Raw genomic sequence first — 22627 nt, 5'->3', positions numbered from 1 at the left:
AATTTTGCATTGTGGGATTCGATTGCAAAAACAGGGGGCACGGAACGCCGCAAGGAAGGAGAATCAGAGAGCATCCGCGTTTGGCCCCGCTGCGACCCGGCCGGGGACATTTACATACTCTGTTTCGTGAGACAAGCCATGACGACCCAGCAACCGACCATCATCTACACCCTGACCGACGAAGCACCCCGTCTGGCCACGGCTTCCTTCCTGCCCATCATCCGCACCTTTGCGGCGCCTGCGGGCATCAACGTGACCGAGAGCGACATCTCCGTGGCCGCGCGCGTGCTGGGCGAGTTCCCCGAATCGCTGACCGCCGAACAGAAGGTGCCCAACACCCTGGCAGAGCTGGGCAAGAAGACCCTGCAGGCCGATGCCAACATCATCAAGCTGCCCAACATCAGCGCCTCGGTGGGCCAGTTGCAGGCCTGCATCAAGGAGCTGCAGGGCAAGGGCTATGCGATCCCTGACTACCCGGAAGATCCCAAGACCGAAGAAGAAAAGGCGATCCGCGCGCGGTATGCCCGCTGCATCGGCTCGGCCGTGAACCCCGTGCTGCGCGAAGGCAACTCCGACCGCCGCGCCCCCAAGGCCGTGAAGGAATACGCGCGCAAGAACCCGCACAGCATGGCCGACTGGAGCCAGGCCTCGCGTTCGCATGTGTCGCACATGCACGCCGGCGACTTCTACCATGGCGAAAAGTCCATGACGCTGGACCGCGCCCGCGACGTGAAGATGGAGCTGATCACCAAGGGCGGCAAGACCGTGGTGCTCAAACCCAAGGTCTCGCTGCTGGACCGCGAAATCATCGACAGCATGTTCATGAGCAAGAAGGCGCTCGTAGAGTTCTACGAAAAGGAAATCGAAGACGCGCGCAAGACCGGCGTGATGTTCTCGCTGCACGTGAAGGCCACGATGATGAAGGTGTCCCACCCCATCGTGTTCGGCCACTGCGTGAAGATCTTCTACAAGGACGCGTTCGCCAAGCACGGCAAGCTGTTCGAAGAGCTGGGCGTGAACGTGAACAACGGCATGGCCAACCTGTACGAAAAGGTCGCCACGCTGCCCACGGCCCAGCGCGAAGAAGTCCTGAAGGACCTGCACGCCTGCCACGAAGGCCGCCCCGAGCTGGCCATGGTCGATTCGGCCAAGGGCATCACCAATTTCCACTCGCCCAACGACATCATCGTGGACGCGTCCATGCCCGCGATGATCCGCAACGGCGGCAAGATGTGGGGCGCCGACGGCCGCCTGAAGGACGTGAAGGCCGTGATGCCCGAATCGACCTTTGCCCGCATCTACCAGGAGATCATCAACTTCTGCAAGTGGCACGGCGCGTTCGACCCCAAGACCATGGGCACGGTGCCCAACGTGGGCCTGATGGCCCAGCAGGCCGAAGAGTACGGCTCGCACGACAAGACGTTTGAGATCACCGAAGACGGCGTGGCCAACATCACCGACCTGGCCACCGGCGAAGTGCTGCTCTCCCAGAACGTGGAAGCCGGCGACATCTGGCGCATGTGCCAGGTCAAGGACGCCGCGATCCGCGACTGGGTCAAACTGGCCGTCAACCGCGCCCGCAACTCCGGCATGCCCGTGGTGTTCTGGCTCGACTCGTACCGCCCGCACGAGGCGCAGCTGATCACCAAGGTCAAGATGTACCTGCACGAGCACAACACGGCGGGCCTGGACATCCAGATCATGAGCCAGGTGCGTGCGATGCGCTACACGCTGGAGCGCGTGATCCGTGGCCAGGACACCATCAGCGCCACCGGCAACATCCTGCGCGACTACCTGACCGATCTGTTCCCCATCATGGAACTGGGCACCTCGGCCAAGATGCTGTCCATCGTGCCCCTGATGGCCGGTGGCGGCATGTATGAAACCGGCGCGGGCGGCTCGGCCCCCAAGCACGTGCAGCAGCTGGTGGAAGAAAACCACCTGCGCTGGGATTCGCTGGGCGAGTTCCTGGCGCTGGCCGTGTCGCTGGAAGACCTGGGCCTGAAGACCGGCAACGCCAAGGCCAAGGTGCTGGCCAGGACGCTGGATGCCGCTACCGGCAAGCTCCTGGACAACAACAAGAACCCTTCGCCCAAGACCGGCCAGCTCGACAACCGTGGCAGCCAGTTCTACCTGGCCCTGTACTGGGCGCAGGAACTGGCCGCGCAGACCGACGATGCCGACCTGGCCAAGCTGTTCGCGCCGCTGGCCAAGCAACTGGCCGCCGACGAACAGACCATCGTGGCCGAGCTGGCCGCGGTGCAGGGTGCGCCCGCCGACATCGGCGGCTACTACCTGCCCGACACCGCCAAGCTGGACGCCGTGATGCGCCCCAGCAAGACGCTGAACGCGGCGCTGAAGACCGTGGCTGCGTAAACAACCAGCCAAGCCGCCCGCCCCCTAAAAAGGCCCCGCCCGTCGGGGCCTTTTTTCATTGCCCGGCCGCACCAGGATGACAAGACGGCCCGCAGCGGAGCCACCGTTCATGTCGCAGGCGGTGGAGACAAGTAAGCGGCGTGGCTACCGCCCCAGGATCAGGGCCGGTCGCGGTCGGCCACGCGGGTGTTCAGCGCCGCGGGCAGGTAAGCAGGCAGGAACGCACAGCCCTTGCCGAACTGCGCCTCGAAGGCCGGGCACTGCGCAGCGATGCCCTCGGGCGTGGGCTTCACGCCCTCGTCCACCCAGCGCAGCAGGGCGGTCATCAGGGCCGGGTAGGTGGGATCGCTCAGGTAGCTGTGGGTATGGTGCTGGGTGAAGGTCTGCACCAGGCGCGCCGCACTGCCGCCCTGCTCCATGGTGGCCTTGAAAGCCGCATCCAGCTCGACAAAGGCCGTGGGGTCCTCCACGCCTTTCACGGTGAGCACGGGCACGGGAATGCGGCCACCGAGGTCCGTGTCCTGCGCAAACCGCGCCACGGCGGCCGGGTCCGCGCGGTAGCGCAGCACGGCGGCGTTCAGGGCCGCATCGTCGGGAGAGCCCTTGTACTGCACGCCCCGGTTGCCAAACGGGCTCGCGCCACCGGTGCGGTGCTGCACCACGTCGCGGTAGTGGAACGTGGCCCAGTTCATGTGGCCCTGGATGGAGCTGGCGGGGATGCGGATCACATCCACGATGGTCTTGACCTTGCGCTGCTGCTCGGGCGTGCGCTCTGCAGCGGGCCGGTTCAGCGCCAGGCATTCGTTCACGCGCGCCGCCAGATCCGCCTGCGTCAGGGCCGCATCGCGCGGCAGGCCGATGTTGAGCGGGTACGCCGCCTCGGTGGGGCGGGGGTGGTTGTTGCACAGGTACTGGTAGACCACGCGCAGATCGGTGCGGAAGTCGTACGAGCGGGTGCCGCCCGCGAGCACGCCGCTGGTCAGCAGCACGGCATCGTAGGGGCGCTGGCCGCCGGCCGTGGCCTGGAACATCTCGGCCCCCTTGGCCGCCACGCTGGCGCCCCACGACTGGCCGTGCAGGATGGTGCGCTGCGGCCGGGCCACCTGCTGTACGAAGATCTTGCGCAGGCGCTCGGTATCTTCCGCCGCCGCGCGCACCTCCACGCCGCCCTGGCGGAAGGTGCTGCCCGCCCAGGCGTAGCCCGCACGGACCATGATGGACCAGCGCTCCAGGTCCTCCACCGCGCGCTCCATCCTGGGCGCGCCCAGCGCCGGGCCGCCGTGGGCGTGCAGCACCAGGTGGCCGTTCCACTGCTGCGGCATGGCGATGAAGTAGTAAGCCCCTGCGGAATCCTGGCCCGACAGGCAGCGGGCAATGGGCGCCAGGTCCTTGGGGCAGGGCGTGGCGGCGGGCGCGGCCTCCGCCACCGCCTGGGGTTGGGTGGCAACCGGCGCGCAGCCAGGCAAAAAGACGGCGGCTGCCAGGGCGGCCGGTACGGCCACGGTCCGGCGCGGCCAGGCGCGAAGCGGCGGCAAAGCAGTCATGGGAAGGTCTCCGTTGAAATAATGGCGGCGGTGGGTAGCAGCTGCGCATCGTAGAAACGGGGCTCCGATACGTCAAATAGGCAAATCTCCAATCCCCGATACGATTTGCATATGAACCCGCTCCCTGAGCCATTGCACTGCTGACATGGACATCCGCCAGCTCCGCTACTTTCTCGCCGTGGCAGAAGCCGGGCACATGACCCGCGCCGCCGAGCAGCTGGGCATGGCCCAGCCACCGCTGAGCCAGCAGATCAAGGCGCTCGAAAGCACCGTGGGCATGGCCCTGTTCAAACGCCATGCCAAGGGCGTGGCACTGACCGAAGCGGGCCGCGCGCTGCAGGCCGACGCCACGCGCCTGGTGCACGACTTCGATGCGCTGCAAGGCCGCATGCAGTTGCTGGCCGAGGGCAAGACCGGGCGCTTGGCCATCGCCTTCACCAGCTCGGCGGCCGCGCACGAGTTCACGCCATTCGCCCTGCGCGAGTGCCGCGCGCGGCACCCCGGTCTGGTGCTGGAGATCGGCGAGAACAACGCCGCCGAGATCACCGAGGCCGTGGCCGGGGGCCGCCTGCATTGCGGCCTGCTGCGCGTGCCGGTGGCCCGCCCCGAGGGCCTGGCGTTCGACACCCTGCAGCACGAGCCCGCCATGGTGGCCCTGCCCATCGACCACCCGCTGGCGCTGCGCCAGCGGCGCGGCAAGCCGCTGGCCATCCGCATCGCGGACCTGGAGGGCGAGCCCATGATCCTGGTGCGCCGTCCTGGTGCCCCGGGCCTGTACGCCAACCTGCTGGCTCTGTGCGACGAGGAAGGCGTGCGCCCCCGGGTGGTGGCGGAAGTTGCGCGCATGCTGACCAACCTGAACCTCGTGGCGGCGGGCACCGGCATCTCGGTGGTGCCGTCGTCGATGGTGGGCGTGCACCGCCACGCGATCGCGTACCGCCCGCTGGTGGACGGCGGGCGGCTGGACGTGCCGCTCACCCTGGTGTACCGCTCGGCGGACAACATGGGGCCCACGGCCACCTTCACCGCGCTGCTCAACACGCTGGCGCGGCAGGGCACGCCCTGACGCCGGGGGGACCGGTAGGCCATGGCGATCTCGCGCTGCGGCGCCCACGTGTAACTGGCGGCAACAAACCCCACACGGCCGATGCGTGCGGGCACACTGGCGCCGCCGCCGGTGCCGCGCGCCGTCCCCGCCGTGCCCTGCCGCGCACCCCCGTGGCAAGTGGGCGGCGCCGAACGGCGGGCCCCTGCTTGTCCGCATCCGCGTTTTTCTGGCCGCCCCCGGGCCCATCGCCCCATTTACTTTTTATGCCACGTCTGACCCCCTCCTTGTCCTCCCTCGTGTCCGCCGCCTGCCTGGGTGCGCTGCTGTGCGCCGCAGGGCCCGCCGCGGCGGGCCCGAAAGAGGGAGTCCGCGCCTATGAGCGCGGGGAATACGCCACAGCCCTGAAGGAATTGCGTCCCGCCGCGCAGGCCGGCCATGCAGACGCCCAGTACCACCTCGGCCGCATGTACGACGCAGGCCGCGGCGTGGCGCTGAACGAAGCCACGGCGGTGGGCTGGTACCTCAAGGCCGCCCAGCAGGGCCACACGGATGCGATGTACGAGCTGGGCGTGTCCTACGACGAGGGGCTGGGCGTGCCGCAGGACCGGGTGCAGGCCGCCCAGTGGTACCGCAAGGCGGCGGACCTCGGCCACGCCCAGGCGCAATACAACCTGGCGGTGTCCTATGACAAGGCCGAGGGGGTGCCGCAGGACTTCCGCAAGGCGGTGGAGTGGTACCGCAAGGCGGCGGCCCAGGGCCACCTCGATGCGCAGTACAACCTGGGCATTTCGTACGACAAGGGCGAGGGGGTCGACAAAGACCCCCGGCAGGCCGTGCAGTGGTACCGCAAGGCCGCCGAGAAGGACCATCCCGAATCGCAGTTCCAGCTCGGCATGGCGTTCTACCACGGTGACGGGGTGGCCAAGGACCTGGCGCAGGCCGTGCACTGGTACCGGCGCGCGGCGGAGAACGACCTTGCATCCGCGCAGTACCACCTGGGGCTCGCCTACGACGCGGGCGAGGGCATCGCCCAGGACAAGAAGGAGGCCGTGCACTGGTACCGCCAGGCGGCCGGGCAGGACCATGCCAAGGCCCAGTTCAATCTGGCCGTGTCCTATGACGAAGGCGACGGCGTGGCACGGGACAAGAAGCAGGCCGTGCACTGGTACCAGCAGGCGGCCGGGCAGGGACATGCCAAGGCCCAGCGAAACCTGTCGCTGATGTACGCCCGCGGAGAAGGCGTGCCGCGCAACGCGGCCCTGGCGCGCGAATGGGCGCGCAAGGCGGCCGAGCCGCGCGACGGCACACCGGATTGATGCCCTGGCACGCGGTGCCGCCTGGAGCAGCGGCACCGGAGCAGCCCCAGGGTATGGCGGCGGCAGTTGCTATATTTTGAATAGCAAAAACCCGCCATCCATCCTGCGCCAGGGGCATTTTCCCAAGGGACACCGCACTGCGGTGCCGCCGTGGCGGCTCAGGCCGCCACGGTGTCCTCAGTTGTTGCCCTGGGCCGTGCCCTCGCGGCGCGGGTCCGCGCCGCCCGCATACGTGCCCGCGCCGGGGTTGCGCGCCAGCAGGCCGGCATTGCCATTGGACCGCAGGCCGTTGAATACCGCGCCGTGCAGGCCGCTCGTGAAGGTGTCGGTCTGCGCCACGGTGTGGCCGCGCGCCTTGAGGCCGTCGCGGATGGCGGCCGTGTCGATGACCGAACCCTTTTCGATGGATGTGGTCGCGTTGGTCTGCGCGCCGAAGTTGGGCAGGTTGATCGCCTGCTGCACGTTCAGCCCCCAGTCCGTCATGCCCAGGATGCTCTTGGCGGTGTACTGGATGATGGCGCTGCCGCCGGGCGAGCCGATGGCGCCTTCCAGGTCTCCGGTGGCCGCGTTGAAGATGATCGTGGGCGCCATCGAGCTGCGCGGGCGCTTGCCGGGCTGAACGCTGTTGGCGATGGGCAAGCCTGCAGCGTCGGTGGCGGTGAACGAGAAGTCGGTGAGCTGGTTGTTCAGCAAAAAGCCCCGCACCATCTGCAGGCTGCCGAAGCCGTTCTCGATGGTGGTCGTCATGGACACCGCGTTGCCCGCGTTGTCGATGATGGACAGGTGGGTGGTCGATGGCAGGGCCAGCGAGTTGTCCTGCCCCTTGGCGCCGCTCACGCCCGGCGGTGTGCCCGCCACGGGGGTGCCGATGCTCTTGCTCAGGCTGATGAGCTTGGCGCGCTCGCGCAGGTAGTCGGCGTTGACCAGGCCGGCCTGCGGCACGTTCACGAAGTCAGGGTCGGCCACATACAGCGCGCGGTCGGCATAGGCCAGGCGGTAGGCCTCGGACACCACGTGCACCGCATCCAGCGTGTTGGGCTTCATGGCCGCCAGATCGAAGCCCTGCAGCAGGCCCAGCGTCTGCAGCACGGCGATGCCGCCCGAGCTGGGCGCGGGCATGCCGCACACGCGGTACTGGGTGCGGTAGACGCCGCAGACGGGCTCGCGCACCTTGTGGGTGTAGCTGCTCAGATCGTCCAGCGACAGCTTGCCGGGGTTGGTGGGGTGGCCCGCTACCTTGGCCACGATGTCCTTGGCGATGTCGCCCTGGTAGAACGCGTTGGCGCCGCCCGCGGCAATGGCCCTGAGCGTGGCGGCCAGTTCGGGGTTCTTGAGCAGCGTGCCGGCCGCCTTGGCCGTGCCGTCGGCATTGAGGAAGTAGCTGGCGCCGGGCTCGCCCTGCGCCTTGATGCGCGCGGCCGAGCCGGCGATGGACACGCTCATGCGCTGCGAGATCGCAAAGCCGTTTTCACTGAGCTGGATCGCGGGCTCGAACAGGTCCTTCCAGGGCAGCTTGCCGTGCACCTTGTGCGCGGCTTCGAGCATGCGCAGCACGCCGGGCGTGCCCACCGAGAGGCCGCCATCCACCGCCGCCAGAAACGCCAGCGGCTTGCCGTCCGCGCCGATGAAGAGATTGGGCGTGGCCGCCTTGGGCGCGGTTTCGCGGCCGTCATAGGCGAGCAGCTTGTTGGCACCCTTGTCGAAGTGCAGCATGAACGCGCCCCCGCCGATGCCCGACGACTGCGGCTCCACCAGGTTCAGCACCATCTGCACGGCGATCGCCGCGTCCAGCGCCGTGCCGCCCTTGGCCAGGATGTCGACCCCGGCCTTGGTGGCCAGCGGGTTGGCGGTGGACACCATGTCCTTGTTGGCGTAGCTGATGGCCTTGGGCGTGTAGCCCGAGGGCGGCTCCGGCGGCACGTACTGCTCGACGGGCTCGGGGTTGGCCACCGGCGTGCCGGGGCCGTCATTGCCGCCGCAGGCGGCCAGCAGGGCCAGCGCGGCGATGCCCAGGCCCCAGCGGGTGGGTTGGCGTCGAAAGACAGAAGCCGTCATGGTGAAAGGTCCTTGGAAAGGGAGGGTGGTGAAACCGCCGCCCTGTGGGGCACGGCGGACGGCCCGGGGGCGCCGGGAACGCCCATCAAGTATGTGACGACTTGATGAAAATCATTTTGCTTTTATGCCCCATTTCACGCCAAATGCGAGAAACAGATTTCCTTATTTGCCGTGAAACAGAATCTGGATTCCATCGACCGCCAATTGCTTGCCCTGCTGCAGCACGACGCCGAGACGCCGCTGGCCGAGCTGGCCGATGCCGTGCACCTGTCCAACACGCCCTGCTGGCGTCGCATCCAGTGGCTGCGCGAGAAGGGGTTCATCACACGCCACGTGGCGCTGGTGGACCCGCGCAAGGTCAATGTGGGCGTGACCGTGTTCGTGGCCATCAAGACCAACCAGCACCACCAGCAGTGGTTCGAGACCCTGCGCGACGTGGTGATGGGCATTCCCGAGATCGTGGAGTTCTACCGCATGAGCGGCGACGTGGACTACCTGCTGCGCGTGGTGGTGCCCGACATCCGCGCCTACGATGCGGTCTACAGGCGGCTGACGCAGGCCGTGGCGCTGTCGGACGTGAGCTCGAGCTTCGCGATGGAAGAAATCAAGTTCACCACCGCGCTGCCGCTGGACTACGCGCAATGACGCACTGCCGGGCAGGGGCAGCACGGCGTCCGGCCGGCAGGCCGGCTGCGCGGCACAATCCAGTCCGCGCCACCTGATGCCGCCACACCCGCATCGCCGCCCCTGGCCCCCGAATCCAGCATGCACTGGATTTTGTTAACCAAATAGTGAACTATTCGGGCATGACCAAAGACACCGAGACCCCCGCCAAGGAGCGCCAGCGGGATGCCGACCGCTCCCAGGGCGTGATCTTCAGCGCCGCGCGCGACGAGTTCGCCGAACACGGCCTGGGCGGCGCGCGCATGGACCGCATCGCCGAGCGGGCGGGCCTGAACAAGCGGCTGATCTACTACTACTTCGAGGACAAGGAAAAGCTCTTCCAGGCCGTGCTGGAGCAGGCCTACCTGCACATCCGCGAGGAAGAGCGCAAGCTCAACCTGCTGGACCTCCCGCCCGCGACCGCCATCCGGCGGCTGGTGGAGTTCACCTGGACCTACTACCTGGAGAACCCCCAGTTCCTCACGCTGCTCAACAGCGCCAACCTGCACAGAGCGCGCCATCTGCAGGAGTCGCAGCGCGCGCGCGAGATGAACTCGCCGTTGATCGCCACGCTGGGCGAGGTGCTGGAGCGTGGGCGGCGCGAGGGCAGCTTCCGCGGCGGGGTGGATCCGCTGCAGCTGTACGTGTCCATCGCCGGGCTGTCGTACTTCTACCTGTCGAACAACCACACGCTGTCGGCGATCTTCGGGCGCGACCTCATGGCCCCGAAGGCGCGCAGCGAGCGGCTTTCGCACATGTGCGATGTGATCCTCGGGTACGTGCTGAGGAACTGAACGGGCCCACACCATGCAAATCGCCGCCGTCCTGATCCTCCTCGTTGCACCCGCCGCCATGGCGGGCTTTCTGCTCTGGCGCGCCTATCAACTGGGTATCAAGCACCGTGTCGCGCTCACCCGTCAGTGGATTTCGCGCCCGCCCGAGGGGATTGAAGGATGCGCGCGGTTGTTTGCCTGGCGCGACCTGTCTTTTGCCATAGCGCTGTTGGCGTCTCTCGGCCTGCTGCTTTCTTTGCCGCAGTACTTACCGGCGTGGGTCTTGCTGATGGCTTTCGGTAGTTTTGTGCACCAAGGTTTCACCGGCTATGCCGTCGCCAAACTTCGAAAGAGGCCATCCCGTTGAGCGCGCAACTCGCTGGCCACTCAGTTGGTTTGCAACTTGACCGCTGAGCCTGTGGGCGCAAGGTAGCAGCGCGGCACGGCCGCCGACCATTGGCTTCACCGCAATCCACGGGTAAACCCCTACCCCCACCACCCGCGTCCGCGTTGACGCAGGCGCAGCGATGTCTAAAAATAATCTCTATTCACCATTCAGTGAATTAAAGAGCAAGTCCAAGCCTGCCCACGGAGACAAATCCATGCCCATCACCCGCACCACCCGCCGCGCTGCGGCCACCGCCCTGGCGGCGGCCGCGCTCACCACCCTGTCCTTCGGCGCCCTGGCGCAAGGCGGCTACCCGACCAAGCCGATCCGCGTGATCGTGCCGTTTGCGGCGGGCAGCACCACCGACATCATTGCGCGCGCCATCGCCGACAAGATGGGCCAGAGCATGGGCCAGACGCTGGTGGTGGACAACCGCGGCGGCGCCAGCGGCACCATCGGCCAGCAAGCCGTGGCCACGGCGGCGCCGGACGGCTACACGGTGATGATCCATTCGTCGTCGCACACGGTGAGCCCCTCGACCTTCGCCAAGCTGCCGTTCGACACGGTGGGCGACTTCGCGGGCGTGACGCCGATCTCGTCGCTGCCCAATGCGCTGGTGATCTCGCCCGCCAAGGGCATCAAGACGCTGCAGGACCTGGTCGCCACGGCCAAGGCCAAGCCCGGCACGGTGAACTTCGCCTCGGCCGGCCAGGGCAGCGCCACGCACCTGAACGCCGAGAAGTTCAAGCTGGCCGCGAAGATCGACGCGCAGAACATCCCCTTCAAGGGCTCGGCCGAGGCCGTGACCGAGGTGCTGTCGGGCCGCGTGGACTACTACTTCTCGCCCATCGCGCCCGTGATCGGCCAGATCAAGGACGGCCAGCTGCTGGCGCTGGCCGTGGGCTCGCCCAAGCGCGCCGCCGCCCTGCCCGACGTGCCCACCACGGCCGAGGCCGGCGTGCCCGGTTCGGAATTCAACTTCTGGATCGGGATGATGGTGCCGGCCAAGACGCCGCGCGACATCGTCAACCGCCTGCACGACGAGGTGGTCAAGGCGCTGGCCACGCCCGAGGTGAAAGAACGTTTCCTGAAACTCGGTGCCGATGCCTGGACGCTCAAGCCCGAGCAGTTCGACGCCTACATCAAGGACGAGATCAAGAGCAACGCCACGCTGGTGAAGGCCGCAGGCCTGCAGCCCGCGCAGTAAGCCGCCCCCGCCAGGGCTGCATCGCCAGTCGCCGCCTGCGCAGCGGCCAGGCCGCGCCTTGGCCGATTTTTTTATCTACCACCTTTGAACTGAACGAAAGCACCACCGCCATGGCAACCCAACGACTCGGACTCATCATGCACGGCGTCACCGGCCGCATGGGCATGAACCAGCACTTGATCCGCTCCATCTGCGCCATCCGCGCGCAGGGCGGTGTGGTGCTCTCCAATGGCAACCGCGTGATGCCCGACCCCATCCTCATCGGCCGCAATGCCGAGAAGATGGAGGCGCTGGCCAAGGCCCACGGCATCGCCCGCTGGGGCACGGACCTCGACGCCGCGCTCGCCAACCCCGAGGACACCGTGTTCTTCGACGCCGGCACCACGCAGATGCGCCCCACCCTGCTGGCCAAGGCGATCCGCGCGGGCAAGCACGTGTACTGCGAAAAGCCGATTGCCACCAACCTGAACGAAGCGGTGGAGATCGCGCGCCTGGCGTCGGGTTCGGGCCTCAAGCACGGCGCGGTGCAGGACAAGCTCTTCCTCCCCGGCCTGCGCAAGCTCGACATGCTGCGCCGCGCCGGCTTCTTCGGCCGCATGCTCAGCGTGCGCCTGGAGTTCGGCTACTGGGTCTTCGAGGGCGACCTGCAGCCCATCCAGCGCCCGAGCTGGAACTATCGCAGCGAAGACGGCGGCGGCATGATCCTGGACATGATGTGCCACTGGCGCTACGTGCTGGACAACCTGTTCGGCGAGGTGAAGTCGGTGTCTTGCATCGGCGCCACGCACATCCCCACGCGCTGGGACGAGGCCGGCCAACCGTACCAGGCCACGGCCGACGACGCGGCCTACGCCACCTGCGAACTCACGGGCCACAACGGCGAGCCGGTGATCGCGCAGCTCAACATGAGCTGGGCCACGCGCGTGCGGCGCGACGACCTGGTGACCTTCCACGTGGACGGCACCGACGGATCGGCCGTTGCCGGCCTGTCGAGCTGCCGCGCGCAAAGCCGCGTGGCCACGCCGCGCCCGGTGTGGAACCCGGACGAGAAGCAGACCATGAACTTCTTCGACCAGTGGCAGGAGATTCCGGACTCGCAGGTCTACGACAACGGCTTCAAGATCCAGTGGGAGCACTTCATCCGCCACGTGGTGGAAGACGCGCCGTACCGCTGGACCCTGCCTGAAGGCGCCAAGGGCGTGCAGCTGGTCGAAGCCGCGCTGGAAAGCTGGAAGGAACGCCGCTGGGTCGATGTGGCCCCCCTGCAAGCTTAACCACCGATTACTGTTTTGATAGCTGCTAGCGCTTTCTGGATAAGCGCTAAAGGCCAATTTCATTCAAATTTCTGCGAGTACACCATGGCCTTCAGCCTCCCCCTGCCCACGGCCGACGGCCGCATCAGCCCCTACACCCTGCAAGGCCGCCCGCCGGTCGCGCCACAGCGGGGCGCGGCGTTCAACCGTATCGCCTACTCGGCGGCCCACGTGGTGGCCAACCCGCTGGCCGCCATCGACCCGTGGCTGCAGTGCGCGGTGGACTGGGACGCCACCATCGCCTACCGCCAGCGCCTGTGGTCGCTGGGCCTGGGCGTGGCCGAGGCCATGGACACCGCGCAGCGCGGCATGGGGCTGGACTGGCCGACCTCGCTGGAGCTGATCCGCCGCTCGCTGGATGCGGCGCGCGACTTCGGGCCGGGCGCGCTCGTGGCCTCGGGCTGCGGCACGGACCACCTGGTGCTGGACGAGGTGAAGTCGGTGGACGACGTGATCCGCGGCTACGAGGAGCAGATGGAGGCCATCGAGAAGCTGGGCGGCAAACTCATCGTGATGGCCAGCCGGGCGCTGGCCCGGGTGGCGCAGAGCCCCGCCGACTACGAACGCGTGTACGACCGCATCCTCTCACAGGCACAGCAGCCCGTGGTACTGCACTGGCTGGGCGACATGTTCGACCCGGCGCTGGCGGGCTACTGGGGCTCGCGCGATGCGGACGCGGCCATGGACACGGCGCTGGCGGTGATCGCCGCGCACCTGGACAAGGTGGACGGCATCAAGATATCGCTGCTCGACAAAGACAAGGAAGTCGCCATGCGCCGCCGCCTGCCCGCCACGGGTGGCACCGACGGCCAGGGGGTGCGCATGTACACCGGCGACGATTTCAACTACGCCGAGCTCATCGCCGGCGATGGCGATGGCGCCGGCGGCACGCCGCGCCAGGGCCAGAGCGATGCGCTGCTGGGCATCTTCGACGCCATCGCACCGGCCGCGAGCGCGGCACTCGCAGCGCTGGCAGCTGGCGACACGGCACGCTTCCATGCCATCCTGGGGCCCACGGTGCCGCTGTCGCGCCACATCTTCGCGGCGCCCACGCGCTTCTACAAGACGGGCGTGGTCTTCATGGCCTGGCTCAACGGGCACCAGAGCCACTTCACCATGGTGGGCGGGCAGCAGAGCACGCGCTCGCTGGTGCACTTCGCCGAACTGTTCCGACTGGCCGACCAGGCCGACCTGCTGGAGCAGCCTGAGCTGGCCGTGCAACGCATGGGCCACCTGCTGGCACTGCACGGCGTGAGTGCCTGACCGCCATGCGTGATTTCACCCAAGACCACCGCTGGCTCTCCATCAATACGGCCACCGTGCGCAAGCAGCAAGGGGCCGAGGTGCCGCTGGCGCGCATCATCGACCAGTGCGCCGCACGCGGCATCCGCGCCATCAGCCCCTGGCGCGACCAGGTGGCCGCCGCCGGGCTCGATGCCACCGCGCGGCAACTGCGCGCCCACGGCATGGCGCTGTCGGGCTACTGCCGCGGCGGCTTCTTCCCGGCGGCGGACGCCGCGGGCCTGCGCGCCGCGCTCGACGACAACCGCCGCGCCATCGACGAGGCCAAGGCGCTCGACGCCGCCTGCCTGGTGCTGGTGGTGGGCGCCCTGCCCGGTGCGCTCGATGGCACGCCGCACTACACCGACATCGCCCGCGCGCGCGGCGAGGTGGTCGACGGCATCGCCGCCTCGCTAGAGTACGCGCGCCAAGTGGGCATGCCGCTGGCCATCGAGCCGCTGCACCCCATGCAGGCGGCCGACCGCGCCTGCATCAACACGCTGGAGCATGCGCTGGACATCTGCGATGCGCTGGATCCGCAAAGGACGGGGGCACTGGGCGTGGCGCTGGACGTGTACCACGTGTGGTGGGACCCCAAGCTGCAGCAGCAGATTGCGCGCGCCGGCAAGGAACGCCTGCTGGCCTTCCATGTCTGCGACTGGCGCCTGCCCACGCGCGACCTGCTCAGCGACCGGGGGATGATGGGCGACGGCGTGATCGAGCTCAAGAAGATCCGCCAGTGGGTCGAGGCGGCAGGCTTCGGGGGCTATGCCGAGGTGGAGATCTTCTCGGCCCTGGACTGGTGGCAGCGCACGGGCGAGGACACGCTGGACACCTGCATCGCGCGGCACCGCAGCGTGGTCTGAGCCCCGGGGCGGCTCCGCGCCCTGCGGACCCCGGCGCCACCGGTGCGCGTGGCGCCGTGGCCAGCATCGTCCGGGCCCGCGCCACGGCGGGCCGTCACCCGGGGCCCTCGCCTGCCACGGGCCGCGCGACGGCGCAGCCTGCGACGCGCGGGGCGGGCCGGCCGTTGCCCCATCACCCTGGCAGCAATGGGGAAATGGTGCAAAGGGCTGCATAATTACGAATCAATCTCATCACCAATCCCGTTCGCATCCGTTTCGCCATGGCCACCAGCGCAGTTTCCCGCTTGCACATCGTTTCGCGCATCGCCGCGGGCGTCCTGGGCGGCTATGCCTTCACATGGGGCTTCATCGCGCTGGGCATCGGCCTTCTGTTCGCGGCGCAGATGGAGTTCCACGATGCGGAGGCCCTGGGCTACATCGTCGGCTTCATCGTTTTTCTGGTGGCCTTTCTGTGGGCGTTTTCGGCGGCAAGCGTGAAGCGCGTGTGGCTGGTGCTGGCCGGCGGCGGGGCGCTGATGACCGGCGCCGCCTGGCTGGTGCAGCGCGCCATCCTGTAAACCGCGCGCACGAACCCAAGAGGTAGATACCCATCATGTTCCAGAACTTCCGGCTCACCATGGCCTGGCTGCACACCTGGTTCGGCCTGGTGCTGGGCTTCGTGCTGATGGTCGTTTTCTTCTTCGGCTCGCTGTCGGTGTTCGACCGCGAGATCGACCGGTGGGCCATTCCCCAGACCCGCTTCGAGCCGCAGCCCATGCCCTCGTTCGACAAGATCCTGCAGCCGGCCTTCCAGGACATGAGGCCCAGCGCGGAAAACATCGAGGCCGCCAGGGACCGCGTGAACGGGCCTGTGCCACAAAGCTTCCCCGTCATCAAGACCTGGGGCGCGTACACCACCCACCGCGACCCGGTGCTGGGCCTGTTCGCGGGCTATGAGCTGCCCAATGCCAAGGACCCCGACGACAACACCATCTGGGGCAACCGCACGATCGATCCGCGCTCGGGCGCCTCGCTGCCCGACGACCACCTCAAGATCGGCAGCCAGTTCTTCTACCCGCTGCACTACAGCCTGAACTTCAAATGGAAGGACCTGGGCACCTGGATCGTGGGCTTCGCCGCGCTGATGATGCTGGTGGCGCTGGTCAGCGGCGTGGTGATGCACCGCAAGATCTTCCGCGAGCTGTTCACCTTCCGCCCTCGAAAGCACACGCAGCGCAGCGCGCTCGACCTGCACAACCTCACGGGCGTGGTGGCGCTGCCGTTCCACTTCATCTTCGCGTTCTCGGGGCTGGTGATCTTTGGCGGCATCTACTTCCCCATCACCCACACGCAGCTGCACCCGCTGCACGAGCTGCACGAAAAACACGAGGCCGCAGAAACCGGCCTGCCGCACGAGCGCGCGGGCACCGCCGGCACCCTGGCCTCGGTGGACGCGATGGTGGCGCAGGCCCAGCGCCGCTGGGCCGCGCAGGGCATGGCGGGCGACGTGGGCTTTCTGACCGTGCAGCACGTGGGCGATGCCAATGCATACGTGAGCGTGTACCGCGCGGGCACCGACCGCATCGCGCTCGTGGGCAACGGCATCCACTTCAAGGCCAGCACCGGCGAGGTGCTGCGCGAAGACCCGCCGCTGACCCCGGTGGCCAGCGTCAACACCTTCCTCACCGGGCTGCACCTGCAGCATTTCCGGCACTGGCTGCTGCGCTGGCTGTATGTGCTGGGCGGCCTCTCGGGCTGCGTGTGCATCGCCACGGGCTTCATCTTCTTCGTGGAAAAACGCAAGCGCCAGCACGCCAGGCAGGGCGTGACCGGAGCGCGCTGGGTGGACGCGTTCGCGGTCTCCACCGTGACGGGCATGCTGATCGCCGCGCTGTCCATGCTGATCGGAAACCGCCTGCTGCCCACCGACCTGCCCGCGCGCGGGGACTGGGAGCAATATGTCTTCTGGGGCGCCTGGGCACTGGCCTTCGTGCACGGCATCTGGCGCACCGAGCCCGTGGCCAGCGCGCGCATGGCCCCCGCCTGGGCCGAGCAGTGCTGGGCCATCGCCGTGCTGGGCGTGGCGGCCGTGCTGCTCAACTGGGTGACCACGGGCGACCACCTGCTGCGCACCCTTGGCAACGGCTACTGGCCCGTGGCGGGCATGGACCTGGCCATCCTGGCGAGCAGCGCCATCGCCGTGCTGGCCGCGCGCAAGCTCAAGCACCGCGCCCAGGGCCAGCTGGGCGCCCCTGCCGTGGACGGCGGCGCGGCCTCCTCGCTGGAGACCGCCCGTGCCTGACGCCTTGCTGCTGGTGGCGGCCCTGGCCGCCAACGTGGTCGGCCTCGGCTGGCTGGCCCTGTCGATGGATGCGCACTGGGAGCAGGTGCGCGGCACCGAGCCCCTGCGGCGCAGCACCGTGCGCACACTGCGCTGGATGGGCGCCGCCGGCCTGCTCGTGGCCCTGGCCCTGTGCCTGGCCGTGGACCACGCATCGATGGCGTCGCTGGTGTGGTTCATGGCGCTCGCGGGTGCCGCGCTCACCATCGCGTTCACACTGTCGTGGCGGCCCCGCGTGCTGGGCGTGCTGATCGCCTGGGTGCGGCGCAGCGGCGCTGGCGTGGCCCGATAAAACCGCCGCACGCAGTTCATGCGGGCCCAGGCTGGGTGGTGCGATGTTTGCGCCCCGGCTTCGACAGGCTCAGCCCGAACGGCTTGTGAAATACCGGGAGGCGACGCTCCCCGAACCCGATTCCGCCACACCCTCAACCACTGGCGCGCCCCCACGCCAGTGCACCCGTGGAACCGGCTTCGCCGGGCCACCGGGTGCTTCCCCCTCGGGGGAAGCCGCGCAGCGGCTCAGGGGGGCATCAAATCTTGCCCATGTAGTCCCGCTTGCCCAGCTCCACGCCGTTGTGGCGGGCCAGCGCGTAGGCCGTGGTCACGTGGAAGAAGAACTGCGGCAGGCCGTAGTGCAGCAGGTACTGCTCGCCCGGAAACTGCCGCTCGCGCGCGGTGCCGGGCTGGATGGTGATGGTGCGCGTGGCGGCATCGGCAAACGCCTCCACGGGCAGGCCTTCCACGAACGCCAGCACGGTGTCGATGCGCTCGTTCAGGTCGGCAAAGCCGGGGCGGTCCGCATCCGGATACGAAGGCACCTCCGCCCCCGCCAGCCGCGCCGCCACACCCTTGGCGAAGTCGCAGGCGATCAGCACCTGGCGCGCCATGGGGAACATGTCGGGGAACAGCCGGGCCTGCAGCAGCGCGTCGGGGTCGAGCTTGCGCGCCGTGGCGTGCGCCTCGGTCTTGGCCAGGATGTCTTTGAGCGAGCCCAGCATCTGGCGGAGAACGGGAACGCTGGCGTTGTAGAGGGGAGATGTCATGGCGGGATTCTTGTCTTGGGATGAAGCACAGGGAAGGAAGGGTCGGCGCCCGGCGGCCTTTTTTTGCCTGCCGGGACCGGAGCGCATTGCAGCACATCGGCGCACTCCGTGCTGGCGCCCCGCCTTTTGGGCTCGTGCCCGGCAGTGTCAGGCCAGGTGCTGGCGCAGCTGGATCACATTGCCCTCGGGGTCGTGGCCATCGCAGGCCCGAAAGCCCCGGGCCTCCCATTCCCTGGCCGCGGGCGCGAGCTGCCCGCCCAGCGCCACGGCCCGCAGCCGGGCCTGGGCCAGGTCCGGCACCGCGAAAAAGAGCTTGATGGGGGTCTCCTCGCGCACCACGGGCGGCTGCGTGATGGCGATAGCCCGGGCGATCCGCTGCGGGATGGCGTGGACCACGATCTGCACCGCGCCAGACTCCAGCACGATATGGTCGCTTTCGGCGTGGACCACGTTCAGGCCGCAGAGCCCTTCATAGAACGCGGCGAGCCGCTGCATGTCCTTGGCGAAGACGACGGCGCCGGACGAAGGCATGGTGGACACGGTGAATCTCCCGCAATGGACGGATGGATCGATGAGGGGCAGCCGCCGCCATTCTCACCGAGATTCACGCGGCCACGGGGTCCGGCAGCAGGCCGCCCGGCCCGCGTTCAGGCCGCCACCGGCGCCACCGTCCTGCGCACCCGGCGCACGTTGAAGGCGCTGGCGATCAGCACGCCCTGCACCACGGCCAGCCCCAGCAGCACGGCGGTGAAGCGGCCCTGGTCGAGCAGCACGCCGAACAGCAGCGGCGACAGCGCCTGGCCGATATCGAGGCCCGAATACACGATGCCGTAGACGCGGCCCGTGGAGCCCTCGGGCGTGGAGCGCTTGACCAGCAGGTCGCGCGAGGGGCCGGCGATGCCGGCGCAAAAACCCATCACCCCGAACAGCACGGGCACCAGGGCGCCGGGCGGGTGCGCCAGGGCCAGCGCCACGGCCACGCAGGCCGCCAGGCCGAAACCGATGCCCACGATGCGCTCGCAGCGGCTGGGGTCGGCCGCCAGGAAGCCGCCCAGCACCATGCCGCCCGCGCTGGCCACCATGTAGACCGTGAGGCACATCGCGGCCAGCGCCACGGGCACGGCATGCAGCTGGCGCGCGGCCTCGGGGGCAAAGGCCTGCACCACGTTCAGCGCCACGGCGTAGAAGAAGAAGAACGCAAAGCACATCCACACGGCGGGGATGCGCAGGAACGCGAAGTTGCCGCCCTGCCCGGCCGCGCCGGTGGCGGCGGACCTGGCCGCAGCGGTGGGCGCCGGCATGGGCGGCAGCGCCAGGTGGCGGCGGCTGACCAGCAGCACCAGCAGCACCGAGAACGCCAGCACACCCGCGCACACCAGCGCCACGCGCCACGATGTCGCGATGGCGATGGGCACCAGCATGGCGGGGGCGAGCGCCCAGCCCAGGCTGCCGGTGATGCCGTGCACGCTGTAGGCGTGGCCCAGGCGCGGCGCGCTCACGCGGCGGTTGAGCAGCGTGTAGTCCACCGGGTGGAACACGCCGTTGCCGATGCCCGCGAGCACCGAGAACGCCGCGAGCATGGCGTAGCTGGTGCTGGCCGCGAAGCCGAAGGCCGCCAGGCCCAGCAGCGCCAGGCCGCCGAACAGGATGGGCCGGGGCCCGAAGCGGTCCACCACGAAGCCCGAGCCCGCCTGCACCGCGCACGAGACCACGAAGAAGATGGTCATCAGGAAACCCAGCTCGGTGTAGCCGACCTGGAACGCGTCCTTGAGCCACGGGAACAGCGGCGCCAGCAGGAGCTGGCTGTAGTGGCTGATGAGGTGGGCGATGCCGACCAGCCCGATGACGCTGGCATCGGCGCGCAGCGGGGTGGAGGCAGGCGGAAGGCCGTGGACATTTGCGGTGGTCATGGCGGCATCGTAGTATTGGCCCCGGGTTTCTGGAATGCGACGGAACGACAGCTTTCGGCGAATTTGCGCCAAACCGTTGATCCGGGGCACGCCGGCCACGCCCCCTTTTCTGCTTTTTTCGACCCGCCATGGCCCGTACCAGCCAAGCCGCTCCCCTGGGCGACACCGACCCGTTCACCCCCACGCCCGCCAGCCCCGTGCGGGTGCGGGCGCGCGACATGCCGGCCGATACGCATTTCGAGCCGCACCGCCACGCCTGGGGCCAGCTGGCCTACTGCGCCAGCGGGGTGGTCCAGGTGAGCGTGCACGCACCGGGCACCGCCACCGCGTACATCGTGCCACCCTCGCGCGCGGTGTGGATCGCCCCCGGCGCGCTGCACGCCGTGGCGGTGCTGGAAGCGGCCGCCTTCCGCACGCTCTACATCGACCCCGGCGTGGTGCCGGCTGGCGGCGCGAACTGCCGCGTGATGGCCGTGACGCCCCTGCTGCGCGAGCTGGTGTCGGCGCTGGACCCGGTGGGCGGCCCGCACCCCGGCCCCGCGCGCGAGGCCGCGCTGACCGCGCTGGTGCTCGATGAGATCGGCCAGGCCGAAAGCCTGGCCCTGAGCGTGCCGCTGCCCGGCCCCCACAGCGACAAGCGCCTGCGCGCGCTGTGCCAGGCCGTGCTGCACGAGCCCGGGCGCTACGCCACGCTGCAGCACTGGGCGGCCGACAGCGGCGCCAGCGAGCGCACGCTGGCCCGCCTGTTCCGCGCGCAGTTCGGCATGGGCTTCGCACAGTGGCGCCGCCAGGCCGTGCTGGCCCATGCCCTGCCCCGCCTGGCGCGCGGCGAGCCCGTGGGCCAGGTGGCGGCGGCCAGCGGCTACGCGAGCGAAAGCGCGTTCTCCGCGATGTTCAAGGCGGCGATGGGGCAGCCGCCCAGCGGGTTCATTGGCAAAAACATGGCCTAGCGCACGGCCGGAAAGCGCCAACAGCTATTAAATTTGTAGCAAACGGATGTCGCTGGATGGGACCATGCCCCTCAGCCCGGCGCGACCCGCTGCTGCACCAGGTCCATCGCAAAGCGGCCGTGGCCCACGGACCAGTCGGAATAGTCGTTCTCGTGCAGGAAGATGAACACATCGGCCGGCGCCACGCCCGCCAGGGTGTGCAGGTTGTGCGCGATGGCGGCGTACAGCGCGCGCTTCATCGCATCGCTGCGCCCGCGCCGCAGCGTGATCTCGAGCACCACCACGCGGTCGGAGCGGGCCACGCCGTTGAAGGTGCGGCTGCAGGCGAACTCCCCGGGCGCGTAGCCGGCCACCAGGTTGAACAGCTCGTCCGGCGGCATGCCGATACTGTCCACCAGCGCCTGGTGGACGCCTTGCACGATGGCCGTGCGCGTGGCGGCGGGGGTGTCTTGCGGAACATGGGTGCGGATGAAAGGCATGGCGGTGTTCTCGTATGTTCCCTGAAGTCAATTAAATAGGTAGAAGCGGGCAGCGCAGCCCTCAGGCGATCCACGCACTGCCGCCGATGGCATGGGCCATTGTTGCTATCGTTCTACCGCCTGCAAAGCGATGATTTCTCCGCAGCCTTGTGCACTAAACTCACAAAGATGAGCCCCCGCCTGCCCCCACTGGGCGCCCTGCGCGCCTTCGAGGCCGCCGCCCGCCTGGGCCGCATGACCGCGGCGGCTGACGAACTGTCGGTCACGCCCGGCGCCATCAGCCGGCAGGTGCGCCAGCTCGAGCAGCACCTGGGCGTGCCCCTGTTCGACGGCAGCAAGGCCCGCCCCACGCTCACCCCGGCGGCGCGCGTGCTGCAGCCCGTGCTGACCACCGCGTTCGCGCACATCGCCGAGGCCGTGCGCGAGATCGGCGACGGCAGCCGAGGCCCGCTGGACGTGGCCTGCTTCAGCACCTTCACCGTGAAATGGCTGATCCCCCGGCTGTTCGACTTCCAGGCGCGGCACCCGGGCATCGAGGTGCGCCTGCGCACCACCGCCGCCGACGCAGGCGCCGCCCCCGCGCGCTGCGACGTGTCCATCACCGCCGAGGAGCCCGGCGCGGCGCGGGACACCCCGGCCTGTACGCGGCTGTTCCCCGAGCACCTGGGCCCGGTGCTGAGCCCCGCGCTGGCCGGGCGCATGGCCCTGCGCCAGCCCGCCGACATGGCCGCTCCCGCCCTGCAGCCCCTGATGCTCCACACGCGCACGCGGCGCAACGCCTGGGCCATGTGGGCGGCCGCCACGGGAGCGCCGGTGCCTGCCGCCCCACCCGCGGGCCCCGAGTTCGAACACTACTACTTCACCCTGGAGGCCGCCGTGCGCGGCCTGGGCGTGGCGGTGGCCCCCTGGCACCTCGTGCTGGACGACGTGCGGGCCGGCCGGCTGGTGGCGCCGCTGGGCTTCGCGGCCTCGGGCTACGACTACGTGCTGCGCCGCCGCGCCGGCGCCCACCCCCGGATCGATGTGTTCTGCGCCTGGCTGCAGGCGCAGGCCGAGGCCACCGCAATGCCCCCGGGCCCGCAGGCGCCCTGAGAT

Annotated in this window: 21 protein-coding genes; 15 read left to right on the top strand and 6 right to left on the bottom strand. The window is 68.9% G+C overall.

Annotation, left to right across the window (positions count from 1 at the left end; genetic code table 11):
• Positions 1–138: 138 nt before the first annotated feature.
• On the top strand, positions 139–2376 hold the full coding sequence (locus tag AC3RCE_RS00625) for an NADP-dependent isocitrate dehydrogenase (protein ID WP_492254292.1): 2238 nt from the start codon (positions 139–141) through the stop codon (positions 2374–2376).
• 158 nt (positions 2377–2534) lie between these two features.
• On the opposite strand, the gene AC3RCE_RS00620 is transcribed toward AC3RCE_RS00625, so the two are convergent.
• On the bottom strand, positions 2535–3920 hold the full coding sequence (locus AC3RCE_RS00620; RefSeq protein ID WP_492254291.1) for a hypothetical protein: 1386 nt from the start codon (positions 3918–3920) through the stop codon (positions 2535–2537).
• A gap of 145 nt (positions 3921–4065) precedes the next feature.
• Between AC3RCE_RS00620 and AC3RCE_RS00615 the strand changes: the two genes are divergently transcribed.
• Both AC3RCE_RS00615 and AC3RCE_RS00610 read left to right on the top strand, forming a co-directional pair.
• Entirely contained in the window at positions 4066–4986 is a 921-nt protein-coding gene (locus tag AC3RCE_RS00615; protein ID WP_218339257.1) for a LysR family transcriptional regulator, read from the top strand.
• Positions 4987–5252: 266 nt separating this feature from the next.
• Complete coding sequence (locus AC3RCE_RS00610; RefSeq protein ID WP_218296449.1) at positions 5253–6284, top strand: SEL1-like repeat protein; 1032 nt, start codon at positions 5253–5255, stop codon at positions 6282–6284.
• 177 nt (positions 6285–6461) lie between these two features.
• Here AC3RCE_RS00610 and ggt read toward each other — a convergent pair whose 3' ends face one another.
• On the bottom strand, positions 6462–8339 hold the full coding sequence (ggt, locus tag AC3RCE_RS00605) for a gamma-glutamyltransferase (RefSeq protein WP_218296448.1): 1878 nt from the start codon (positions 8337–8339) through the stop codon (positions 6462–6464).
• A 183-nt stretch (positions 8340–8522) separates the two neighbouring features.
• On the opposite strand from ggt, the gene AC3RCE_RS00600 reads away from it, so the two are divergent.
• From AC3RCE_RS00600 to AC3RCE_RS00555, 10 genes are all read left to right on the top strand, one after another.
• A complete protein-coding gene (locus tag AC3RCE_RS00600; RefSeq protein WP_218296717.1) occupies positions 8523–8984 on the top strand; it encodes an Lrp/AsnC family transcriptional regulator in 462 nt (153 codons plus the stop codon).
• 161 nt (positions 8985–9145) lie between these two features.
• Positions 9146–9796, top strand: coding sequence for a TetR/AcrR family transcriptional regulator (locus AC3RCE_RS00595; protein WP_218296447.1), 651 nt, complete (start codon positions 9146–9148; stop codon positions 9794–9796).
• A gap of 13 nt (positions 9797–9809) precedes the next feature.
• The gene (locus AC3RCE_RS00590) at positions 9810–10142 is read left to right on the top strand and encodes a hypothetical protein (protein WP_218296446.1); all 333 of its coding nucleotides are present in this window, start codon (positions 9810–9812) and stop codon (positions 10140–10142) included.
• A gap of 235 nt (positions 10143–10377) precedes the next feature.
• On the top strand, positions 10378–11370 hold the full coding sequence (locus tag AC3RCE_RS00585; protein WP_492254290.1) for a tripartite tricarboxylate transporter substrate binding protein: 993 nt from the start codon (positions 10378–10380) through the stop codon (positions 11368–11370).
• A gap of 110 nt (positions 11371–11480) precedes the next feature.
• Positions 11481–12644 (top strand): Gfo/Idh/MocA family protein, encoded by a 1164-nt coding sequence (locus AC3RCE_RS00580; protein WP_056410549.1) that lies wholly within the window; start codon positions 11481–11483, stop codon positions 12642–12644.
• A gap of 84 nt (positions 12645–12728) precedes the next feature.
• Positions 12729–13946, top strand: coding sequence for a dihydrodipicolinate synthase family protein (locus AC3RCE_RS00575; RefSeq protein ID WP_492254289.1), 1218 nt, complete (start codon positions 12729–12731; stop codon positions 13944–13946).
• 5 nt (positions 13947–13951) lie between these two features.
• Positions 13952–14830 (top strand): sugar phosphate isomerase/epimerase family protein, encoded by an 879-nt coding sequence (locus AC3RCE_RS00570; protein ID WP_492254288.1) that lies wholly within the window; start codon positions 13952–13954, stop codon positions 14828–14830.
• A 260-nt stretch (positions 14831–15090) separates the two neighbouring features.
• Positions 15091–15387, top strand: a complete 297-nt coding sequence (locus AC3RCE_RS00565; RefSeq protein WP_218296442.1) for an iron uptake protein — start codon at positions 15091–15093, stop codon at positions 15385–15387.
• A gap of 35 nt (positions 15388–15422) precedes the next feature.
• Positions 15423–17111, top strand: coding sequence for a PepSY-associated TM helix domain-containing protein (locus tag AC3RCE_RS00560; protein WP_492254287.1), 1689 nt, complete (start codon positions 15423–15425; stop codon positions 17109–17111).
• Positions 17104–17442 (top strand): DUF3325 domain-containing protein, encoded by a 339-nt coding sequence (locus AC3RCE_RS00555; RefSeq protein ID WP_218296440.1) that lies wholly within the window; start codon positions 17104–17106, stop codon positions 17440–17442. The genes AC3RCE_RS00560 and AC3RCE_RS00555 overlap by 8 nt, the downstream gene beginning before the upstream one ends.
• A 238-nt stretch (positions 17443–17680) precedes the next feature.
• Here the strand turns inward: AC3RCE_RS00555 and AC3RCE_RS00550 are convergent, their stop codons facing one another.
• The 3 genes from AC3RCE_RS00550 to AC3RCE_RS00540 all read right to left on the bottom strand — a co-directional run bounded on the left by AC3RCE_RS00550 (position 17681) and on the right by AC3RCE_RS00540 (position 20103).
• Positions 17681–18193 carry a DUF1993 domain-containing protein gene (locus AC3RCE_RS00550; RefSeq protein ID WP_218296439.1) on the bottom strand — a complete coding sequence of 171 codons (513 nt, stop codon included), beginning with the start codon at positions 18191–18193 and terminating at the stop codon, positions 17681–17683.
• Between the two features lie 147 nt (positions 18194–18340).
• Complete coding sequence (locus AC3RCE_RS00545; RefSeq protein ID WP_255591003.1) at positions 18341–18724, bottom strand: VOC family protein; 384 nt, start codon at positions 18722–18724, stop codon at positions 18341–18343.
• A gap of 116 nt (positions 18725–18840) precedes the next feature.
• Positions 18841–20103, bottom strand: a complete 1263-nt coding sequence (locus AC3RCE_RS00540) for an MFS transporter (RefSeq protein ID WP_218296437.1) — start codon at positions 20101–20103, stop codon at positions 18841–18843.
• Positions 20104–20231: 128 nt separating this feature from the next.
• Between AC3RCE_RS00540 and AC3RCE_RS00535 the strand changes: the two genes are divergently transcribed.
• Complete coding sequence (locus tag AC3RCE_RS00535) at positions 20232–21053, top strand: AraC family transcriptional regulator (protein WP_492254286.1); 822 nt, start codon at positions 20232–20234, stop codon at positions 21051–21053.
• Between the two features lie 71 nt (positions 21054–21124).
• Here AC3RCE_RS00535 and AC3RCE_RS00530 read toward each other — a convergent pair whose 3' ends face one another.
• A complete protein-coding gene (locus AC3RCE_RS00530; protein WP_218296435.1) occupies positions 21125–21532 on the bottom strand; it encodes a tautomerase family protein in 408 nt (135 codons plus the stop codon).
• A gap of 168 nt (positions 21533–21700) precedes the next feature.
• Here AC3RCE_RS00530 and AC3RCE_RS00525 point away from each other — a divergent pair, with 168 nt between their 5' ends.
• Positions 21701–22624 carry a LysR substrate-binding domain-containing protein gene (locus tag AC3RCE_RS00525; protein WP_492254285.1) on the top strand — a complete coding sequence of 308 codons (924 nt, stop codon included), beginning with the start codon at positions 21701–21703 and terminating at the stop codon, positions 22622–22624.
• Positions 22625–22627: the final 3 nt, after the last annotated feature.

It is taken from the genome of Acidovorax sp. GW823-FHT05D11, assembly GCF_058795695.1.
This window is presented reverse-complemented; position numbering and strand designations above follow the sequence as displayed.